Source organism: Achromobacter sp. FW305-C-13 (assembly GCF_058783475.1).
Window position 1 is genome coordinate 2,081,225 of the sequence record NZ_JBYSYN010000001.1, and the last position, 19,086, is coordinate 2,100,310.

General features: G+C 64.7%; 16 protein-coding genes. All 16 read right to left on the reverse strand.

What is annotated here, in order from left to right; all coding sequences use genetic code 11:
• Positions 1 to 38: 38 nt before the first annotated feature.
• The 16 genes from flhF to flhD all read right to left on the reverse strand — a co-directional run bounded on the left by flhF (position 39) and on the right by flhD (position 18,895).
• Complete coding sequence (flhF, locus tag AC3WMU_RS09385) at positions 39 to 2,807, reverse strand: flagellar biosynthesis GTPase FlhF (RefSeq protein ID WP_492282210.1); 2,769 nt, start codon at positions 2,805 to 2,807, stop codon at positions 39 to 41.
• Positions 2,804 to 4,924, reverse strand: coding sequence for a flagellar biosynthesis protein FlhA (gene flhA, locus AC3WMU_RS09390; RefSeq protein WP_006224587.1), 2,121 nt, complete (start codon positions 4,922 to 4,924; stop codon positions 2,804 to 2,806). The genes flhF and flhA overlap by 4 nt, the downstream gene beginning before the upstream one ends.
• A 3-nt stretch (positions 4,925 to 4,927) precedes the next feature.
• Entirely contained in the window at positions 4,928 to 6,082 is a 1,155-nt protein-coding gene (flhB, locus tag AC3WMU_RS09395; protein WP_006224586.1) for a flagellar biosynthesis protein FlhB, read from the reverse strand.
• A gap of 185 nt (positions 6,083 to 6,267) precedes the next feature.
• Entirely contained in the window at positions 6,268 to 7,815 is a 1,548-nt protein-coding gene (locus tag AC3WMU_RS09400) for a methyl-accepting chemotaxis protein (RefSeq protein WP_492282211.1), read from the reverse strand.
• Positions 7,816 to 8,035: 220 nt separating this feature from the next.
• Positions 8,036 to 8,671, reverse strand: a complete 636-nt coding sequence (gene cheZ, locus AC3WMU_RS09405; RefSeq protein ID WP_315134895.1) for a protein phosphatase CheZ — start codon at positions 8,669 to 8,671, stop codon at positions 8,036 to 8,038.
• 8 nt (positions 8,672 to 8,679) lie between these two features.
• Positions 8,680 to 9,069 carry a chemotaxis response regulator CheY gene (gene cheY / locus AC3WMU_RS09410; RefSeq protein WP_006224583.1) on the reverse strand — a complete coding sequence of 130 codons (390 nt, stop codon included), beginning with the start codon at positions 9,067 to 9,069 and terminating at the stop codon, positions 8,680 to 8,682.
• A gap of 50 nt (positions 9,070 to 9,119) precedes the next feature.
• Positions 9,120 to 10,178, reverse strand: a complete 1,059-nt coding sequence (locus AC3WMU_RS09415; protein ID WP_006224582.1) for a protein-glutamate methylesterase/protein-glutamine glutaminase — start codon at positions 10,176 to 10,178, stop codon at positions 9,120 to 9,122.
• A gap of 20 nt (positions 10,179 to 10,198) precedes the next feature.
• Positions 10,199 to 11,053, reverse strand: coding sequence for a CheR family methyltransferase (locus AC3WMU_RS09420; protein WP_035213051.1), 855 nt, complete (start codon positions 11,051 to 11,053; stop codon positions 10,199 to 10,201).
• Between the two features lie 8 nt (positions 11,054 to 11,061).
• Positions 11,062 to 12,765: a methyl-accepting chemotaxis protein gene (locus tag AC3WMU_RS09425; protein WP_006224580.1), complete on the reverse strand. Its 1,704-nt coding sequence runs from the start codon at positions 12,763 to 12,765 to the stop codon at positions 11,062 to 11,064.
• Between the two features lie 93 nt (positions 12,766 to 12,858).
• The gene (gene cheW, locus AC3WMU_RS09430) at positions 12,859 to 13,359 is read right to left on the reverse strand and encodes a chemotaxis protein CheW (protein WP_006224579.1); all 501 of its coding nucleotides are present in this window, start codon (positions 13,357 to 13,359) and stop codon (positions 12,859 to 12,861) included.
• Positions 13,360 to 13,376: 17 nt separating this feature from the next.
• A complete protein-coding gene (cheA, locus tag AC3WMU_RS09435; protein WP_492282212.1) occupies positions 13,377 to 15,503 on the reverse strand; it encodes a chemotaxis protein CheA in 2,127 nt (708 codons plus the stop codon).
• 30 nt (positions 15,504 to 15,533) lie between these two features.
• Positions 15,534 to 15,914: a response regulator gene (locus AC3WMU_RS09440; RefSeq protein WP_006227419.1), complete on the reverse strand. Its 381-nt coding sequence runs from the start codon at positions 15,912 to 15,914 to the stop codon at positions 15,534 to 15,536.
• A 2-nt stretch (positions 15,915 to 15,916) separates the two neighbouring features.
• Positions 15,917 to 16,906, reverse strand: a complete 990-nt coding sequence (gene motB, locus AC3WMU_RS09445) for a flagellar motor protein MotB (RefSeq protein ID WP_006227418.1) — start codon at positions 16,904 to 16,906, stop codon at positions 15,917 to 15,919.
• 11 nt (positions 16,907 to 16,917) lie between these two features.
• Positions 16,918 to 17,793 (reverse strand): flagellar motor stator protein MotA, encoded by an 876-nt coding sequence (gene motA, locus AC3WMU_RS09450; RefSeq protein ID WP_006227417.1) that lies wholly within the window; start codon positions 17,791 to 17,793, stop codon positions 16,918 to 16,920.
• A gap of 163 nt (positions 17,794 to 17,956) precedes the next feature.
• Positions 17,957 to 18,538 (reverse strand): flagellar transcriptional regulator FlhC, encoded by a 582-nt coding sequence (gene flhC, locus AC3WMU_RS09455; protein ID WP_315846867.1) that lies wholly within the window; start codon positions 18,536 to 18,538, stop codon positions 17,957 to 17,959.
• Positions 18,539 to 18,571: 33 nt separating this feature from the next.
• Positions 18,572 to 18,895 carry a flagellar transcriptional regulator FlhD gene (gene flhD, locus AC3WMU_RS09460; protein WP_006219025.1) on the reverse strand — a complete coding sequence of 108 codons (324 nt, stop codon included), beginning with the start codon at positions 18,893 to 18,895 and terminating at the stop codon, positions 18,572 to 18,574.
• Positions 18,896 to 19,086: the final 191 nt, after the last annotated feature.

The window sequence follows — 19,086 nt, forward strand, 5'->3', positions numbered from 1 at the left end:
ATGCGCCGCCTTTCGTTTGGTGCCCATCCGCCGCGGGACTAGGCGCCGCCGGTCATTTCCAGCATCGCGAACATCTTCAGGATCGCCACCGGCAACATCCGGCCGGACAGCTTGCGCTCCGAACCCACAATGCCCGACAACGGCCCCCGCACCACATCGGCGGACGGCGAGTGCGCCATCTGCCAGCAGGCCGTGCCCAACTGGCCCGCCATCAAGGACTGCCGCGCCAAGGTATGCGCACCATCCACCGCCGGCAACGCCTGCCAGGCATTGGCCATATAGCGGAACCCGGCGCGGGCCTCATCCTGCAGCACCAGCCAGCGTGCCACGGTGGCCGCATCGGCCTGGGACGCCGGTAAGTTCGTCAAGCCAAACAGCTGCACGGCGATCTCGCCGCTTTCGGTATCGATCAGCCGCGCGCACACCAGGCGCATCGCCGCCCCGTCGCTGCTCTTGCCCGGCAAGACGATTTCCGTACCGGACGCCCATAGCGCGAGCGGCACGCGCTTGCCGGCTTTTTCGGTCAGCAGACCCGGCATGTCGCCCGGCTGCCCCACCGGCAGATAACCTACGCTCTTGCCGACCGCATTCAGATTGGTCGGGCATTCGTCCTGGACCACCCGCATGCCACCCGGGCAGCGCGCCACCCACGATGCGCCCTGCCCGGTCAAGGACTGCCACAGGCCGGACGTGCCCGCCTCCAGCAGATGCACCAGCGGCAGGCGCGGCAACTGCTCGCCCAGCCAACGCACGCGAGCCTCCAAGGCCAGGGCCGCATCCGGCTGACTCGGCGCGGCAGGCGCGAACGACGTCAACATGCCGTGCGCCAACGCCAGTTGCTGCGCGGGCGCGGCCAGGGCAGCGCCGCGGTCGCTCATCAGCAACGCGCCCAGCAGCGTTCCCCCAGGCAAGCCTTCGCCCTTCATGGTGGTTTTGCCATGCACGGCCAGCAGGTGGCGGTGGCAGGTGGCCGAGAATTCGCGCCGCACCATCGCCAACGGTTCATCGCCCAGCGCGGCCAGGCTTGCGCCCGCTCCGTCGCCGACGTACTCGCGCCACGACGCTCGCGCCTGCGCGCACGCCGGATCGCTGTCCAGCATGGCGATCGTATCGTCAAGGTTCTGTGCGGCCGCGATAGACGCCGACCCGCCCTGCGGACGCAGGATCGCGGACGCCAGCAACTGGCGGCGACGCGCCGGGTCCACCGCATCGGCCTCGCGAGCTGCGGGCGCCAACGACGCCAGGTCTGCTTCACTGGGCGTGTACAGTGCGCGGGCACGCTCGACCATCGCGAAGGCGCGATCGATCAGCACGTCGGCGCGCGCAAGCTCCATGTGCTCGGGCACTTTCTGCCCGACCGACATATAGTGGATCGGCAGCCGGTGGCGGATCGCCGTGTCCAGCGCGGCACCCAACCGTGTAGCCTCATCCAGCTTGGTGATGATGCAGCCGGCCACGTCCTCGCCCACCCCGTTGCGGTAGGCGTGCGCCACTTCGTCCAGGGTGTCGCCCTGGCTGGCGGCGTTCAGCACCAGCAGGCGGCGAACCGGCTTGCCGGCGTTGCACAGCATGGCGGCCTGCTCGGCCACCAGTCTGTCGCGCTGACTGATGCCTGTGGTATCGATCAGCACAATCTTGCGGTTACCCAGTTCGGCCAGGATGCGCCGCAACTCGGCAGCATCGCGCACCGAGTGGGCCGGCACGCCCATCAGGCGGCCATAGATCTGCAATTGTTCCAGCGCGCCGATCCGGAACAAGTCCGTGGTCAGCATCGCGACCTGATCGCGACCTTCCCGGGCAACGCAGCGGGCGGCCAGTTTGGCCAGCGTCGTCGTCTTGCCCACGCCGGTCGGCCCCACCAGCGCGTAGACGCCGCCGGCCAGGAATTCGTCTTCGGATGCGACGACCGGCAGGTGCGTCACCAGTTCATTGCGCGCCCACGACTGGGCGGCGTCGGCCGTCATGCCCTGCGGTAGCCGGTCCACCAGCGCCCGCACCAGCTTCGTGCTGAACCCCGCATCCAGGAGGCTGCGGAACAGCGCGGCGGCGGCGGGTTCGCGGCCCGAACCCGGCCGGCCGCCCCACAGCAAGCCGTCCATGCGGGTTTCCAGTGCACCGCGCAACGCGCTGATGGCATCTTGCAAACCCGCGGCGGTGTCTGCCGGCAGCGCGGCGGCAGGCATGGCCGGCGGCTGGCGCAACGGCGCATCCGGCGTCTGAGCCATGGAAGGCGTGGCGACGACAGGCGAAGGCATGGACGCGGCTGCGGCAGCCGTAGGCACAGCGGCAGGCACTGGCACGGACACAGCAGCAGGCGCCGGGGTAGCGGACGCCATCGGGCGGGCCGGCGGCAATGCGGGCAACTCCACCCGCGTCGCAGCCGCTGCCGGTTGTGTGGGCGCAGGTTGCAGCGCCGTCGGATACGGCACGGCCGGGGCGGAGGTAGCGCCAGCGACGTCTTCAGGGCCCGTGTCCTCGTCCGGCAATGCCGACGACGCAAAGGCAGACTGGTAGGCAGCGATCGACCGGGACGGCGCGGCATAGCCCGTCTGCGGCATGGCGGCAGGCGCGACGGGAGCAGCGGGAGCTGCATACGACCGCTCGGCGGGCGCCGGGGAATACGGGGCGGAGTCCCGTTGCGGCGTCTCGGAGGCCGCATCGTCAAACGCGCCCTCGACGGTGGCCAGCACTTCCACACCGCCGTCCACGCTGCGGTTCGACACGATCAGCGCATCCGGCCCCAGCACCTGGCGCACCTGGCGCATCACTTCACGGCTGTTGACGCCAAAAAAGCGGCTTATCTTCATGGCCCATTGCTCCCGCCGATCAGCGCGGTCACGCGGACCATGCGCTCATCGGGTATTTCAGTATTCGACAACACGCCAAGCTGCGGCAGGTGGTGGCGCAAGAAGCGCGACAGCGGCGCGCGCAGCACCGGCGACACCAGCAGCACCGGCGCATTGCCCTGCGATTCCTGGCGCTCGACCGCTGCCTGCGTTTCGCGCAACAAGGTATCTGCCAGGCCGGGTTCCAATCCGCCGGTGCTGGTCATGGCCTGCGACAACACGCGCTCCAGCTTCACATCCAGGCCGATGACCCGCAGCTCGCCCTCGCCGGGGAACCATTGCTGCGTGATCGCGCGGCCCAGCGAACGGCGGGTCAGCATGATCAATTCGTTGATATCGGGCTGGCCGCCTGAGCCGGCCGCCTGCGCCGCCAGGCGCGGCCCGTGTTCGGACAGCGTATCGATAATGGTCCGCATGTCGCGGATCGGCACTTCTTCGGACAGCAGGCCCTGCAGCACCTTCTGCAGCGCGGTTAGCGACAGCGTCTTGGGCACCAGATCCTCGACCAGCTTGGGCGCGTCGCGGCCGATACGGTCCAGCAGTTGCTGCACTTCCTGGCGGCCCAGCAGATTCGAGCCGTGGCGGTGCATCAAGTGGTTCAAGTGCGTCGCCACCACCGTGCCGGCATCCACCACGGTATAGCCCGCCACCTGGGCCTGGTCGCGCAGGCCGCCGTCGATCCACAGCGCCGGCAGGCCGAACGCGGGGTCGGTCGTGGGTGTGCCCTTGATCTGGACGGTGACGCCGCCCGGGTCGATGGCCAGCCACTGGCCCGGCATCGCAACGCCATGCCCCACTTCCACGCCCGACAGCAGGATGCGGTAGTCGTTGGGCTTGAGTTCCAGGTTGTCGCGGATGTGCACGACCGGCGGCAGGAAGCCGACGTCCTGCGCGAACTTCTTGCGCAGGCTGCGGATCCGGTGCAGCAATTCGCCATTCTGGGCGTGGTCCACCAGCGGAATCAGCCGATAGCCCACTTCCAGGCCCAGCTGGTCGACCATGGACACGTCATCCCAACTCGCCTCGGCGGCCGCGGCCTGGGCCTGCGTGACCGCTTGCGGCGGAATCTGCTCGGCGGCCTGCGCCGCCTTCTGCCGGCGCTTGTGCAGCATCCAGCCGCCCCAGCCCAGCGCGCCGGCCAAGGACAGGAAGGCAATGTGCGGCATGTTGGGGATCAGGCCCATGATGCCGATGATGCCGGCCGTCAGGAACAGCACGGCGGGGTTCGAGAACAGCTGGCTGATGATCTGCTGGCCGATGTCCTGGTCGGTCGACACGCGGGACACGACCACGCCAGCGGCGGTCGAGATCACCAGCGCCGGGATCTGCGCGACCAAGCCGTCACCGATGGTCAGCAGCGTGTAGACACGGGCCGAATCGCTCATCGACATGTCGTGCTGCGCCACGCCCACGATCAGGCCGCCGATGATGTTGATCGCCATGATCAGCAGGCCGGCGATGGCGTCGCCGCGCACGAACTTGCTGGCGCCGTCCATCGAGCCGAAGAAGTCCGATTCCTGCGAGACCTCGGCGCGACGGCGGCGGGCCTCGTCTTCGCCGATCAGGCCCGCATTCAGGTCGGCGTCGATCGCCATCTGTTTGCCGGGCATGGCGTCCAGGGTGAAGCGCGCGCCCACTTCGGCGATACGGCCGGCACCCTTGGTGATGACGATGAAGTTGATGATGGTCAGGATCACGAACACGATGATCCCGACGGCGAAGTTGCCGCCCACGAGGAAGTGGCCGAACGCCTCGATCACCTTGCCCGCCGCGTCCGGGCCGGTATGGCCGTTGAGCAGCACGACGCGGGTTGACGCCACGTTCAGCGACAGGCGCAGCAGGGTCGCGAACAGCAGGACGGCCGGGAACGCGGCGAAGTCCAGCGGCTTGCGCGTGAACATGGCCACCAGCAGGATCATCACGGACAACGCGATGTTGAAGGTGAACAGCAAGTCCAGCAGGAACGTGGGCAGGGGCAGCACCATCATGCCCAGCACCATCACGATCAGGATCGGACCCGCCAGAAGCCGCGCATGGCCGGCCCCGCTACTCTTCAACATGGTGAGCAAAGCGCTCATTCCTTAAACTCCTTGTGCTGCGGTGTTTGCCTGCGGGTCCAGTGCGGCGGGCACGGCCAGTCGGGTCGGAGCGGTCGGTTCGACCCCCCATCCCGAGCGCCACGAACGCAGCTGGAAGACCCACGCCAGCACTTCCGCCACCGCGGTATATAGCTCGCCCGGGATTTCTTGCCCCAGTTCGACGTGTTGATGCAATGCGCGCGCCAGCGGCGGCGCCTCCAATGTGGGAACGCGGTGCTCGGCGGCCAGTTCGCGGATCTTGGCCGCGATCAGCCCCGTGCCCTTGGCGATCACGCGCGGCGCGCCGCTCTTTTCCTCGTCGTACTTCAGCGCCACGGCGTAATGCGTCGGGTTGGTCACCACGACGTCCGCCTTCGGCACCTCCGACATCATCCGGCGTCGCGCTGCCTGGCGCTGCTGCTGGCGGATGCGCGCCTTCACATGGGGGTCGCCTTCGCTTTCCTTGTGTTCCTGGCGCACGTCTTCCTTGGACATGCGCAGCTTTTTCAGGTGGCTCCAGATCTGCCACGGCACGTCCAGCATCACGATGATCAGCAGGGACGCCACGATGAAGGCGCAGCACAGCGCCACCAGCGACAGCGCCTTGATCAGGGCGGCCGACGGCGCCACGTGCATCAGGCTGAGCATATCGTCGTGATAGCGCCAGATCACCCAGACGGCCACGCCGCCCACCAGCAGGGCCTTGGCCAGCGCCTTGATCAATTCCACCACGGTCTGCGACGAGAACATCCGCTTCAGGCCGGAAAAAAGGCTGAGCTTCGAGAAATTCGCCTGCAGCGGCTTGCCCGAAATGACGATGCCCCCTAGCAGTACGCTGGACAGGACCGCCACTACCACCAGCACGCCGAACACCGGCAAGGTCGCCAGCAACGCGTGGCCGAAACCGCTGACGGCCAGTTCCACCATCACGCCGGGGTCGGTCACGATGCGCTGGTCGAACGCCAGGCCGTTGCGCAACACGCCGCTCAGGCCCTGATAGAGCGTACCGCCGCCCATCCAGATCACCGCGACACCGGCGGCCAGCATCATGAACGTGCCCAATTCCCGGGAACGCGCAATCTGCCCCTCCTCGCGCGCCTTTTCCAGGCGCCTGGGAGAGGCGGCTTCGGATTTTTCGAGGTCGCTTTCTTCGGCCATGCTCTGCGGTGTCGTTGCGGCTCGCGGATTTTCGGATTACGAGCTGCCCGCCGAGATTCTAGGAGGCCCCGGGGTTTGGCGATCACCCAAGAAACGGGGGGAAAGCGGCGCTATTCCCGGATGCGTCACGGCTCCGGCCGCCCGTCCATGCCCGGATGCACGGCGGCCCGCGCCCGCGTGCCCGGTCAGTGCCCCGCCGAAACGGCCTCGCGCAGTGGCGTCGCACCTTCCAGCGCGGCCTGGAAGCGCACGTAGTCCAGACCAATACGCACGGCGCCCCAGTGTTCCGCCCCTAAATAAAGGGGAACTGAAATGTCGTTGACGATTTCGCCAGTGTCCCGCGAGTAGGTCTGAAACAGCATCGACCCCGTATTGGCGGCCAGCCGAGCGCCGACGGGGTCGTCGAAAATCCGCTTGTGGCGCACCCGGCCGATATCGATCGCCGCGTCGCCCGTAGGTGCATGCGAGAACCGACTGTTGTGCGCCGGCGCGTAACCCCGGCCATCCACCAGGATCGTGTAGATGCCGCCGGGCACCGCTTCCAGCACGCTGTCCAGCAATCGGGTCAGGGGGCCGTCGATCGCCCGGTCGTACAAGGTGTGGTAGCGCGCCGGCTCACTGCCGGGGATGCGTTGGTAATGCCGGTCGAACACGTCCACCCCTCGGCGGCGCGCGTCTTCCAGCAGATGAACGGCCGCAGCCCGGAAGTCGTCCACGGCCTCGGACAGGCGGTCGAACGCGGTATTGCCGGTGCGCATGTCGGCCAAGACTTCCTGCACGCTTTCGGTCTGACGGCGGATGCGGTCGATCTCACCCGACATGTGGCCCACGCGCTCCAGCACGTCGGCGCTCAACGCCGCGATGCGTCCGACTTCCTGGCTCATGCCGTGATTGGTGGCGTCGACCTCGCCGATCGCCTGCACCACCTCCCCCACTTGGCGGTTCATGCTGTCGAAATCGCGCACGAAACGTTCGAAGTCGGCGCACGTGCGGTCCAGGACCACGCCGGAGGCGTCCACGTCGTCGCGCAACGTGCCCGTCTGCCGCTGGGTGGTATCCACCAGGTCCAGCATCTCTGCCGTGTGCCGGCCGATATCGCTGGTAGCGGCGTTCACGCGTTCGGCCAGCCGGCCGACCTCGCTTGCCACCACCGCGAAACCGCGGCCGGCGTCCCCTGCCCTGGCCGCCTCCACGCCCGCGTTCAACGCCAGCAACTGCGTCTGCAAGGCTATGTCCTTGATCAGCTTGCTGATGTCGCCCACCGAACGCGCGCGCCCGGTCAGTTGCCCCACCACTTCAGTGAACGCGGCCATCTCGCGCGTCATGCGATCCACGCGGGCCTTCACGTCGGACAGCTCTGCCAGGGCCTGCTCGGCCGCGTGCAGGTTGCGGCCCGAAACCTGGGCAATCTCGCGGGCATGGCTGGAGGTGGACGTGGACAACGCGGCGATCTGCGCACCGCTGTCAGCCAGCGCGCCGGCCGCCCGCGCCTGTTCCTGCGCCAACAGCGAGCAGCGTCCCGCCTGGAACTGCGTACGGGCCGCGTTCAGTGCGATTTCAATGCTGGATTGCCGCACGGTCATGATCCGCCGGCGGATCTGCCCCAGAAAGCGGTGCAGCGGAAAAACGGCGGGACTGATCGGCAGCGTGCGATCCGACAGCATGGCGTCGCCGCGGTTAAGCCGGCGCAACAACCCCCACATGCCGCCCAAGCGGAATACGGATCTGGCCAAGATGGACCTCCTTGTGCTGGCCCGGATCGCCTTCTATGGGCATCCGTTGCCTGGCGCGCTTTGCGCGCGCCGTGTCTCTTGCTGCAAGGCCCCGTTTTTTCTTATGGCGGGAAGTCTATCGATCAGGCGGTGTTTGCGCCCTTAGGGAATACGTTCATGCACGCGGACTGCGGGCGCCGCGCACCGCCGCCGTCAAGGCCAGGCGGTGCGGCGGAAAACGTCAGAAACCCAGGCTGGCCAGCAGGTCGTCGACCTGGTCCTGGCTGGTGACGACGTCCGTCTTGCCCTGCGGGCTGATCTGCGGCCCGTTGAGCAGGCTGTTGGCTTCGTCGCGGCGCTCTTGCGGCACGTTGTCCAGCAGCACTTGCAGCAGTTCGCGTTCAATCGCGCCCACCACGTCCATCATGCGCATGATGACCTGGCCCGTCAGGTCCTGGAAATCCTGCGCCATGATGATTTCCATCAGTTTGGACTGGGTTTGCTGCGTCTGCTTGGGCACATCCGCCAGGAACGCGCGCGTGTCCTTCACCAGTTCGCGCGCTTCCGGCAGTTCCAGCGGCTGGTCATACCATTGCTGCCAGCGGGAATCCAGCGCCTGCGCCGAACGCGACATATTGTCCTGGATGGGACCGGCCTGCTCGGTCGCGTTCAAGACGCGATTGGCCGCCTGCTCGGTCATCTGCGCCACATAGCGCAGGCGATCGCGAGCGTCGGGAATCGCATTGGCCGCGTCCTTGATCGCCTGATCCAGGCCCAGTTCGCGCATGCTGTCGCGCAACATGCGCGTCAGCGAGGCAATACGGTGGATCAGGTCAGGATTCTCCGCTGCGGGTTCAACGTTTTGCGTTGTGCTCATTGCACACCTCAGCCGGCAATTTTCTCGAAGATCTTGGTGAGCTTTTCTTCCAGCGTCGCCGCGGTGAAAGGCTTGACCACGTAACCGTTGGCGCCGGCCTGAGCCGCCGCCACGATGTTTTCCTTCTTGGCTTCGGCCGTCACCATCAGCACCGGCAGCGAAGCCAGCGCAGCGTCGGCACGGATCTGCTTGAGCATTTCCAGGCCGTCGAGGTTGGGCATGTTCCAGTCGGACACGACGAACTGGAAGCCGCCGTTACGCAGCTTTTCCAACCCGATCGCACCGTCTTCGGCCTCATCCACGTTCTCGAAACCCAGCTCTTTGAGCAGGTTGCGGATGATCCGCCGCATCGTGGGGAAGTCATCCACCACCAGAATCTTCAGGCCCTTGTCTACCATCTTTCACTCCAGAAAAAATTTGCTTGAGACCGATCGTGGATTCATCCGCGTCAAACGCGGTGTCCACGGTCGCCCAGGCGAGTCAGAATGCGTTCGCTGATTGCCGACAGCGCTACCACTTCGTCCGCAGCGCCAATGGCGATGGCCTCCCGTGGCATGCCAAACACCACGCAGCTGGCTTCATCTTGCGCGATCGTATGGGCGCCCGCACGGTGCATCGCCAGCATGCCGGCGGCGCCGTCCTTGCCCATGCCGGTCAAGATGACGCCGATGGCGTTCTTGCCGGCGGCAATGGCGGCGGAATTGAACAACACGTCCACGGAAGGACGGTGGCGGTTGACGGGTTCGCTGGCTTCCAGCTCGATCACATAGTTGGCGCCGCTGCGGCCCAGCCGCATGTGCGTATCGCCGCCCGGCGCCAGGTAGACGTGGCCGGGCAACACCCGGTCGCCGTGAACCGCTTCGCGCACCGTCACGGCGCACAGCGCGTCCAGGCGCTGCGCGAACGATCGCGTGAAGCCGGCGGGCATGTGCTGCGTGATCAGGATGGCCGGGCTGTCCGGCGGCAGGGGTTGCAGGACTTCACGGATGGCTTCGGTGCCGCCCGTGGAGGCGCCTACGATCACCAGCTTTTCCGAGCTTGCCAGCGGCCGGCGCAGCATCGGCGCGGGCGCGGCTTGCGGCGCATGCGGCGTCGGCGTGCGCAGCTTGGCTCGCGATGCCGCCCGGATCTTGTCTGCGATGATTTCGGTGTATTCCAGCAAACCGTCGCGGATGCCCAGCTTCGGCTTGGTCACAAAGTCGATGGCGCCCAGTTCCAGCGCGCGCAGCGTGATTTCGCCGCCGCGCTCCGTCAGCGACGACACCATCACCACCGGCATCGGCCGCAGGCGCATCAACTTTTCCAGAAAATCCAGCCCGTCCATGCGCGGCATTTCGACGTCCAGCGTCAGCACGTCGGGGTTATGGCGCTTGATCAGCTCGCGCGCCACCAGCGGATCCGGCGCGGTCGCGACCACTTCCATATCCGGCTGGCTGTTGATGATCTCCGTCATCAGCCCGCGCACCAGCGCGGAGTCGTCCACACACAAAACGCTTATTTTTTTCATTGTTTGCTGCCTTGGCCCGATCAGGCCTTACTCGCACATTCGTAGACCGTCTGCCCGCGCAGACGAAAATCCCGGCTGATGTAGGTGAAGTTCTCGGAGTGCCCGGCAAACAGCAGGCCACCCGGCTTGAGCAGCGGCACGAAACGCTCCAGTATCTTCGCCTGCGTCGGCTTGTCGAAATAGATCATGACGTTGCGGCAGAAGATCACATCGAACTTTTCGCTGATTGCCCAGGACGGCGCCAGCAAGTTCAACGTTTCGTAGCGCACCATGTCGGCGATCTCGGGACGCACCCGGACCTGGCCTGCGTTGGCGCCACGGCCTTTGAGGAAGAACCTCCGCAGGCGCTCGTCTTCCATCTTCGCCACCCGCTCGGCCGGGTACACCGCCGCTCGCGCCCGGTTCAACACGTTCGTGTCGATGTCGGTGGCCAGCACCGTGCACGCGCTGGCGCGCGGCCCCATCGCCTCGACCAGCGTCATGGCGATGGAATACGGCTCTTCCCCCGTGGAGGCGGCGCAGCACCATACCGACACCGGGCCGCCGCGCTTCTGCGCAAAGTCGGCCAGGATGGGAAAGTGGTGCGACTCGCGGAAGAATGCCGTCAGATTAGTCGTAAGCGCATTGACGAAGTCTTCCCACTCGGCCGCGTCGGGCTCGTTTTCCAGCTGGTCCAGATAACTGCCGAAATCCTGCCGGCCCAGGGCGCGCAAGCGCCGCGCCAGCCGGCTGTAGACCATTTCGCGCTTATGCGCGCCCAGCGAAATGCCGGCGCGCGCATGAATCATCTTGCGCACGCGGGAAAAGTCCGCGTCGCGGAAATCGAATTGGCGGTCCACCGGGATGGACGGCGCCGAAGTTGCTGCGGTTGCCACTACGCTCCTCAGTGCCCGAGCGCAAACGCGTCGGGCGCTTGCAAGCGAGAGTCGTCATCGGACGAGCGCGCCGAAGACAGGCGATGCGCCGGCACTTCGATGACTTCGCCCGCATTGATCTTGAATACCGCAACCGCTTCCGCCAGCCGTTGGGCTTGTTCCTGCAGCGAACCTGCGGCAGCAGCCGCTTCTTCCACCAAGGCCGCGTTCTGCTGCGTCACCTCGTCCATCTGCGACACGGCGCGGTTGACCTGGTCGATGCCGCTGGACTGCTCTTCGGACGCCGCCGAGATCTCGCCCATGATGTCCGTCACGCGCTTCACTGACGCCACGATCTCTTGCATCGTCGCGCCCGCGCGTTCCACCTGCTGCGAGCCCGCGCCCACCTTGGTGACGGAGTCTTCAATCAGGCCCTTGATTTCCTTGGCCGCCTGGGCGCTACGCTGCGCCAACGAGCGTACTTCGCCCGCCACCACCGCGAAACCCTTGCCCTGCTCGCCCGCGCGTGCGGCTTCCACCGCCGCGTTCAGGGCCAGAATGTTGGTCTGGAACGCGATGCCGTCGATGACAGAAACGATTTCCGAGATCTTGCGCGAACTGGCCGAAATACCGTGCATGGTGTTCACCACTTCCGACACCGCGGCGCCGCCGCGCTCGGCCACGTCCGACGCGCTTGCCGCCAGCTGGTTTGCCTGGCGCGCATTGTCGGCGTTCTGCTTCACGGTCGAGGCCAGTTGTTCCATCGAGGCCGCGGTTTCCTCAAGGGACGCCGCCTGTTGCTCGGTGCGGCTGGACAGGTCAGTATTGCCGGCCGCGATTTCATGCGAGCCCACATTGATCTCGTCCACACCGCGACGCACCGTCGAGACCGTACGCGTCAGGCTTTCCTGCATGCGCTTGAGCGCCGCGAACAGTTGGCCAATCTCGTTGGTGTTGCGCACGTCCACGCGGGCGGTCAGGTCGCCGCCTGCGATGCGGTCAAAATGATGGCCGGCTTCCTTCAGCGGCTGCAGCACGCGGCGGCGCAAGAACACATAGGTCGCAAACACCAGCAGCGCGGCGATGACGCCGCCCGCACTGACGGCGATCAGCACGAATTGATACCGCACCTGCGCCACTTCATGCGCGTCCAGCATCTTGCTGGCACGCCAGAAATCGAACCCTTCAACCGCACGGGCGAAGCGGCCTTCCAGCGCGTCCTGCACCGTCTGCACCTGCTTCTGGTAGGCCGGCATGTCGGCCTTTTCCAGGGCGGCGACCAGCGGCGTCAGGCCTTGCTGCACCAGCGCGCCATACGAGGCCTCGATTTCCTTGAGCGAGTCGGCAGCCTCGACAGGTTGCGGCAGCGTCTTGTAATACTCAAATTCCGCCTGGCCTTTGTTCATGGCCGCTTTGGCGCGCTCCAGCAGGCCGGTGGCCTCCGAAGACAGGCCCTGCGTCAGCAAGGTGGCCTGGCCGACGTTGCTGACGATATCCGCATAGTTGGCCGTCGCCGCACGGGCGAGACCATTCATGGAGTCCTTGTAGCTGGAGACCACGCGGCCCACCGCGTCGTCCAGTTCCTGCGATTGCTTGATTTCGGCCAGGGTCCCATTGCTGATGCGCAGGGACAGCACGCCAAGCGCCGCCCCGATCACCAACATGAATGAGAAAAACGCCAGCACCCACAACAGGCTGCTGCGTATCGTCATGTTCGCGAAAAACTTGCGCATCACAAGAACCATCCCTTGACTGCAATCGTTAAAGGAAAGCGCCACATCGGATTCAATATGGCGCCTCTACCCCGCATTCCGGCCGAATTCCGATCAGGAAGCGGCCTTCTCCACCAGCGCCATTTCATCGCTGGTCATCATTTTTTCGATATCCACCAGGATCAGCATGCGCTCATCCACCGTCCCCAGACCGGTCAGGTATTCGGTGGACAGCGTGGCGCCGAATTCCGGTGCCGGACGGATCTGGCCGGCGTTGAGCATCAGCACGTCGGACACGCCGTCGACCACGATGCCGACCACGCGGCGGTCCAGGTTCAGGATGATCACAACGGTCTGCTCGTTGTATTCGACCCGGTTCAGGTTGAACTTGATGCGCAGGTCGACGATCGGAACGATGATGCCGCGCAGGTTCGTCACGCCCTTGATGAACGAAGGGACGTTGGCGATGCGGGTCACCGTATCGGCGTCGTAGCCGCGGATTTCCTGCACTTTCAGGATGTCGATGCCGTACTCTTCATCGCCCAGCGTGAAGACCAGGAATTCGCTGCCGACATCTTCGTTGCGCGCGGATTGCGCTTGCGGTTTGGCTGCCATGATTTTTCAGTGCTCCATCAATTCAGAATGGCTTCGGGCTGCGACCAACGTTCACGGTTGGCGCGCGCAAGCGCAAATACGTCGACAATCAGCGCCACGCTGCCATCGCCCAGGATGGTGGCGGCGGAGATGCCGGGGACCTTGCGGTAATTCGACTCAAGGTTCTTGACTACGACCTGGTGCTGTCCAATCAGGTGATCGACCAGCAGCGCGAAACGGCGGTCTTCGGCCTGCATGATGACGGCGATGGCCTGCGTGGGATCCGTCTGGGCGTCGTTGACGGAGAACACGCGGTGCATCTCGACCAGCGGCAGGTATTCGCCGCGGACATGCATCACGCGTTCGTTGCCCGCCACCGAATAGATCTGGTCGTTGGTCGGTTGCAACGATTCCGTCACGTGGTTCAGCGGAAGGATGAAGGTTTCTTCGCCCACGCGCACCGACATGCCGTCCAGGATGGCCAGCGTCAGCGGCAGTACGATGCGGGTCGTGGTGCCGTTGCCCGGCTCGCAAGACAGCTGCACGTGGCCGCCCATGTCCTGGATGTTCCGGCGCACGACGTCCATGCCGACGCCGCGGCCGGAGATGTCCGTGACCTTTTCGGCCGTGGAGAAGCCCGGCGCGAAGATCAGTTGCCAGATTTCGTCATCCGGCGAGTTCTCGTTGACCGCCAGGCCTTGGGCCATGGCCTTCTTCAGGATCTTGTCCCGGTTCAGGCCGCCGCCGTCATCGCTGACTTCGATGACGATGTTGCCGCCGTTATGCTGGGCGGACAACACCAGTTGACCCACCGGATCCTTGCCGGCGGCGATACGCTTTTCGGGCGTCTCGATGCCGTGGTCCAGGCTGTTGCGCACCAAGTGCGTCAGCGGGTCGATGATGCGTTCGATCAGGCTCTTGTCCAGCTCGGTCGCGCGGCCGTAGGTCTGCAGTTCGATCTGCTTGCCCATCTTGCTGGCGATGTCGCGCACCAGGCGGGGAAAGCGGCTGAACACGTAGTCCATCGGCATCATGCGGATCGACATCACCGCTTCCTGCAGGTCGCGGGCGTTGCGTTCCAGCTGTTCCATGCCGTTGAGCAGGCGGTCGTGCAGCACCGGATCCAGCGTGGAGGCAGTCTGCGCCAGCATGGCTTGCGTGATGACCAGTTCGCCCACCAGGTTGATAACCTGGTCGACTTTTTCCACACCCACGCGGATCGACGTGGATTCCTTGTCGGCATGCGCCGGAGCCGCCGGACGGGACGCGCGCGCTGCGGCCTGAGTGATCGCTTCGGCGGCAGCCGCCGATTCCGCCACCACCGGCGCCGCAGGCGCAGGTGCCGCCACCGGGGCGGGCGCAGCCGCGACCGCAGCGACGGCTGCGGGTTCCGCCACCGCCGGCGCCGCTTGGGCTGCCGGGGCCGCTTCGCGACTGATGTTCAATTGATCGCCGTCGACGATGAAGCAGCACACGGCTTCGATGTCGTCCGGCGTGCAGGTGCTGTCCACCCACACGGTCAAGACGCCGTCGGCGCGTTCGCTGGCCTTGACCGTGCCCAGGTTGCCCATTTCTTCCAGCAGGGACGCGGCGTCCTTGTCGGACACTTTGGTGATCCGTACCTTCAGCGGCAGATCGCCGGCGTCGGCGGCGGGTTGCGCGGCCGCGGGGGCCGGTGCCGGCACAGGCGCCGGTGCCGCCACAACCGGTGCCGGTGCAGGCGCCGCCGCCGCAGCGGGGGCAGCCCCGGCCGCGGCAGGATCCTTATGCTCCAGCGCCAGCTGCCTCAACACGGCGCAGATACGCTCAAACACGGCTTCATCGGGCTCTTCGGAGGCCCGGTAGGCATCCAGTTGGCTTTTGAGCACGTCTTTCGTTTCCAAGAAGATATCAATCATGTCCGTACGCAGCGCCATTTCGCCGCGACGGATTGCGTCCAGAAGGTTTTCCAGCAGGTGGGTGGTGCCCGCAAGCTGCGTGAAACAGCCGAATGTCGCCGCACCGCCCTTGATCGAGTGGGCCGCGCGGAAGATGGCGTTGAGCTGCTCGATGTCGGGCGCGCCCACATCCAGTTCCAGCAGCAACTGCTCCATCTGCGCGAGCAGCTCGTCCGCCTCGTCGAAAAAGGTCTCGTAAAACTGACTGAGGTCCAAACCAGAACTCATGACCCGTACGCCTTCATAAATGAACCTGCTTTACGCGCCGGCCTGCTCATCGAGCAGCTCGGTCGCCAATTCCACCAGCACATCGGGGTCGACCGGCTTGGACAGCCAGCCACAAACGCCCAGATCCCGAGCGGCCATCTTGCTACCCACGTCATCTTCGGTGGTGAGCACCAGCACAGGCACGTCCAGGTACTGGTCCTGCTCGCGCAGGCCCTGGATCAGTTGCAACCCGCCCATGACCGGCATATTCCAGTCGCTGACGACCAGGTCCACCGGGTGGTTCTTCGCCACTTCCAGCGCTTCCTGGCCATTGCCGGCCGTCAATACCTTCCATCCCGCGCCCGTCAGCGTCGCCTGCACGATCATCCGCATCGTCGCTGAATCGTCCGCCACCAGAATCGTTGCCGCCATTGCTATCGAACCCCTTCGGCGGGCGGCGCATTCGCCGCTTCACCTTGCTTGGTTGCCGTCGCAGCCTGGGCGGCGGCTTGCACCGCCTCCACGGCCGTTCCCACCTCGCGGGCATCTTTCGCGCTGACGTCCGCCGCGGCGGCGTTCTCGTTTTCGATGCGCTTCTGGGTGTTCATATTGAGCACCACGAGGCTGATACGTCTATTAACGGCCGCGTAAGGATCATCTTTAACCAGACTCATGCTGGAAGACAGCCCCTGGATGCGCATGACCTTGCTTTCGTTCATGCCACCGGCCACCAGCTCCTGGCGGGACGCGTTGGCACGGTCGGCGGAAAGCTCCCAATTACTGTAGGCACGCTCACCGCGCGCATACTGCGAGGCGTCGGTGTGACCCGAAATGCTGACCTTGTTCGGCAGCTCGTTCAGTACCGGCCCCAATTCCCGCAGGATGTCGCGCATATAAGGCTGCACTTCCGCGCGGCCGGTCGCGAACATCGGACGGTTCTGGTTGTCAATGATCTGGATGCGCAGGCCTTCCGTCGTCAGGTCGATCAGCAGCTGCGGCCTGAAGCTCTTCAAGACGGGGCTGGTATCGATGACGTTCTCAAGCCGCTTCTTCAGGTTTTCCAGGCGGTGCTGTTCGCGGCGTTCCGCGTCGCCCATGGGCTGCGCTTCCACGCGGTTGCCCTGGGCGCGGCGCACATCGCCCTCGCTGCGCAGGGGATCTTGCCCTCCCCCCGGCACCGCGCTGGTTTCGGCCGAATTGTTGGGCCCGCCCATGATCGCCACGCGCAACGGCATACGGAAATACTCCGCAATGCCCTTGAGTTCTTCGCGCGGCACGATGCTGATCAGCCACATCACCAGGAAAAACGCCATCATCGCCGTGATGAAGTCGGCGTAAGCGATCTTCCAGCTGCCCCCGTGGTGCCCGCCGCCCTTGACCTTCTTGCGGCGGATCACCACACGGTGGTTGTTTACCGTGCTCATGGCCCGCTCCGTCAGGCCTTGCCGGTCGCGGTCGACTTGGTTTGCCGGACGTGCTCTTCCAGCTCACCGAAGGTCGGACGCACGGACGAGAACAGCACCTTGCGGCCGAACTCCACCGCCAACTGGGGCGGGTAGCCGTTCATGCTGGCCAGCAGCGTGGTCTTGATGCATTCCAGCACTTTCATCGCTTCGTCCGTACGGCGCTCAACCCGCGAGGCCAGCGGCCCCACGAAGCCATAGGCCAGCAAAATGCCCAGGAACGTGCCGACCATGGCCTTGGAGATCAGGTCGCCCAGGATCGCCGGCGGCTGGTCCACGGCGGCCAGCGCCTTGATCACGCCCAGCACTGCGGCCACGATGCCGAATGCGGGCAGGCCATCTGCCATCTGGTGCAACGCATGCGCCGGGACTTCGCGCTCATGGCGGTAGGTCTCGATTTCCTCGTCCATGAGCGTTTCGATTTCAAACGAGCTCATGTTGCCGCTGATCATGATGCGCAGGTAGTCCGTAATGAACTCCATGAGCTTCGCGTCTTTGGCGATGCGGGGATATTCGCTGAAGATCGGGCTGGAGGCCGGATCTTCGATATGCGATTCGATGGCCATGAGGCCTTCGCGACGCGCTTTATTCAGCAATACATACAGGAGCGCCATCAGCTCCATGTAGACGTCCTTGCCGTAGCGCGAACTCTTAAGCGCGTCAGGCAGCGCCTTCTTGACCAGCATCAGCGATTTTTTGCTGTTGCCCGCCAGGAACGCCCCCATAGCCGAACCAAAGATCAGCGTCAGCTCGAAGGGCTGGTAAAGCGCGCCCAAATGGCCGCCCAGCGCTATGAAGCTACCGACGACCGACACGATCACCACGAGAAAACCGATAACAATCAACACATCAGGCCCCTGCCAACGAAGTCTAAAACTGGCGTCAATGATCCCCTGTTCCCCCCGACCCAAAAAGGCGGGTTACGGGGAGTTTTCCAGGGCTTTTGATGTATTTGGCCGTCGCAGGCCCGGGCGCGGGCGGTGCAGACGCGCCCAACCCGGGTGCGGGCAGTCAAGGCCGTGCGGCGTCGACGGCGGGCGCCGGACGGCTGCCGGCGCGTGCCTTGGCCGCCGCGCGCGTCTTGCCGGCACGAGGTGGCGGCCGGCAGATCGCACACACGAAATCCGATTGCGGATCGTGGGCGTGGGCAATGAAATGGCCGCCGCACTGGCGGCAAGCGGACAGTTGCAACATGCCGCTATCAAAGAATCGCACCAGCATCCAGGCGCGCGTAAAGCTCAGGACAGGCTCGGCATTTTCTGCGGCATCCAGCCCCGCGTTCTCCAGATAGAGGCGGTACGCATCGATGGTGGCGCGTATGCCCTTGCTGCTGGTGCGCGAGTTCAGGAACGAATACACGTTGTAGAACAGCGACGAATGAATATTCGGCAGCCAGGTCATGAACCAATCGACCGAAAAAGGCAGCATGCCCTTGGGTGGCGAGCAGCCGCGGATTTCGCGATACAAGCGTGCCAGACGGTCGTGACTGAGGCTGGTTTCAGCCTCCAGCACCTGAAGCCGCGCACCCAGTGTGATCATGGAGCTGGCTAGCAGGATGTCGTCCGCTTCCTGAGAAACGCTTTTCGAGGCCATTGCGCGAGAGTCCGATTGGGTTTCGAACGGCCGTCAGGCCAGTTCTTCTACAGGTTGCTTGGCCAGCAGGATGGTTGCATGCGCTTGTTGCAGCGCACCACCCAAAACGTCATGGGTCAGCGCGGACAACAGGCTGTAATCGTCAAAACGGAATCGGCAGAGGAGCGAGCTGGAGCTAGCCAGTTTCACCAGTTGAGCCGGCGACAGACGCATCAGGATGTCGGCAACTTCGTTGCTGAACCCCAGACGGAACATCGATGCGGCATAGTCATCACGCAACATACGTTGCGCAAGTAACAGATATGACAGATTCACTTCGCGAATATCTGCCAGCAATGAATTTTCGACTTGTTGCACGCCCTACTCCCTATCCCTATCCCACCCACGGGGCTCGATAACTAAAAGCGCCGGCAATTTGGATTGCCTGGCGGCTTGCTGCATCCTGTTTTAATGCGAAATGTATCATTTGTTCGCAATTTAAGTAAAATTTACCACAGGTGATGTCATTTTCTATGACTTATATGACAAATCTTTGTTGATATTGCGCA

What these genes read in the sequence shown, in the direction of transcription:
- cheA (WP_492282212.1), bottom strand. Translation starts at nt 15,503, where the DNA reads ATGAGTTCTGGTTTGGACCTCAGTCAGTTTTACGAGACCTTTTTCGAC.
- cheW (WP_006224579.1), bottom strand. Translation starts at nt 13,359, where the DNA reads ATGGCAGCCAAACCGCAAGCGCAATCCGCGCGCAACGAAGATGTCGGC.
- AC3WMU_RS09425 (WP_006224580.1), bottom strand. Translation starts at nt 12,765, where the DNA reads ATGCGCAAGTTTTTCGCGAACATGACGATACGCAGCAGCCTGTTGTGG.
- flhC (WP_315846867.1), bottom strand. Translation starts at nt 18,538, where the DNA reads ATGGCCTCGAAAAGCGTTTCTCAGGAAGCGGACGACATCCTGCTAGCC.
- flhA (WP_006224587.1), bottom strand. Translation starts at nt 4,924, where the DNA reads ATGAGCGCTTTGCTCACCATGTTGAAGAGTAGCGGGGCCGGCCATGCG.
- cheZ (WP_315134895.1), bottom strand. Translation starts at nt 8,671, where the DNA reads ATGAGCACAACGCAAAACGTTGAACCCGCAGCGGAGAATCCTGACCTG.
- AC3WMU_RS09440 (WP_006227419.1), bottom strand. Translation starts at nt 15,914, where the DNA reads ATGGCGGCAACGATTCTGGTGGCGGACGATTCAGCGACGATGCGGATG.
- flhB (WP_006224586.1), bottom strand. Translation starts at nt 6,082, where the DNA reads ATGGCCGAAGAAAGCGACCTCGAAAAATCCGAAGCCGCCTCTCCCAGG.
- cheY (WP_006224583.1), bottom strand. Translation starts at nt 9,069, where the DNA reads ATGGTAGACAAGGGCCTGAAGATTCTGGTGGTGGATGACTTCCCCACG.
- motB (WP_006227418.1), bottom strand. Translation starts at nt 16,906, where the DNA reads ATGAGCACGGTAAACAACCACCGTGTGGTGATCCGCCGCAAGAAGGTC.
- AC3WMU_RS09415 (WP_006224582.1), bottom strand. Translation starts at nt 10,178, where the DNA reads ATGAAAAAAATAAGCGTTTTGTGTGTGGACGACTCCGCGCTGGTGCGC.
- flhF (WP_492282210.1), bottom strand. Translation starts at nt 2,807, where the DNA reads ATGAAGATAAGCCGCTTTTTTGGCGTCAACAGCCGTGAAGTGATGCGC.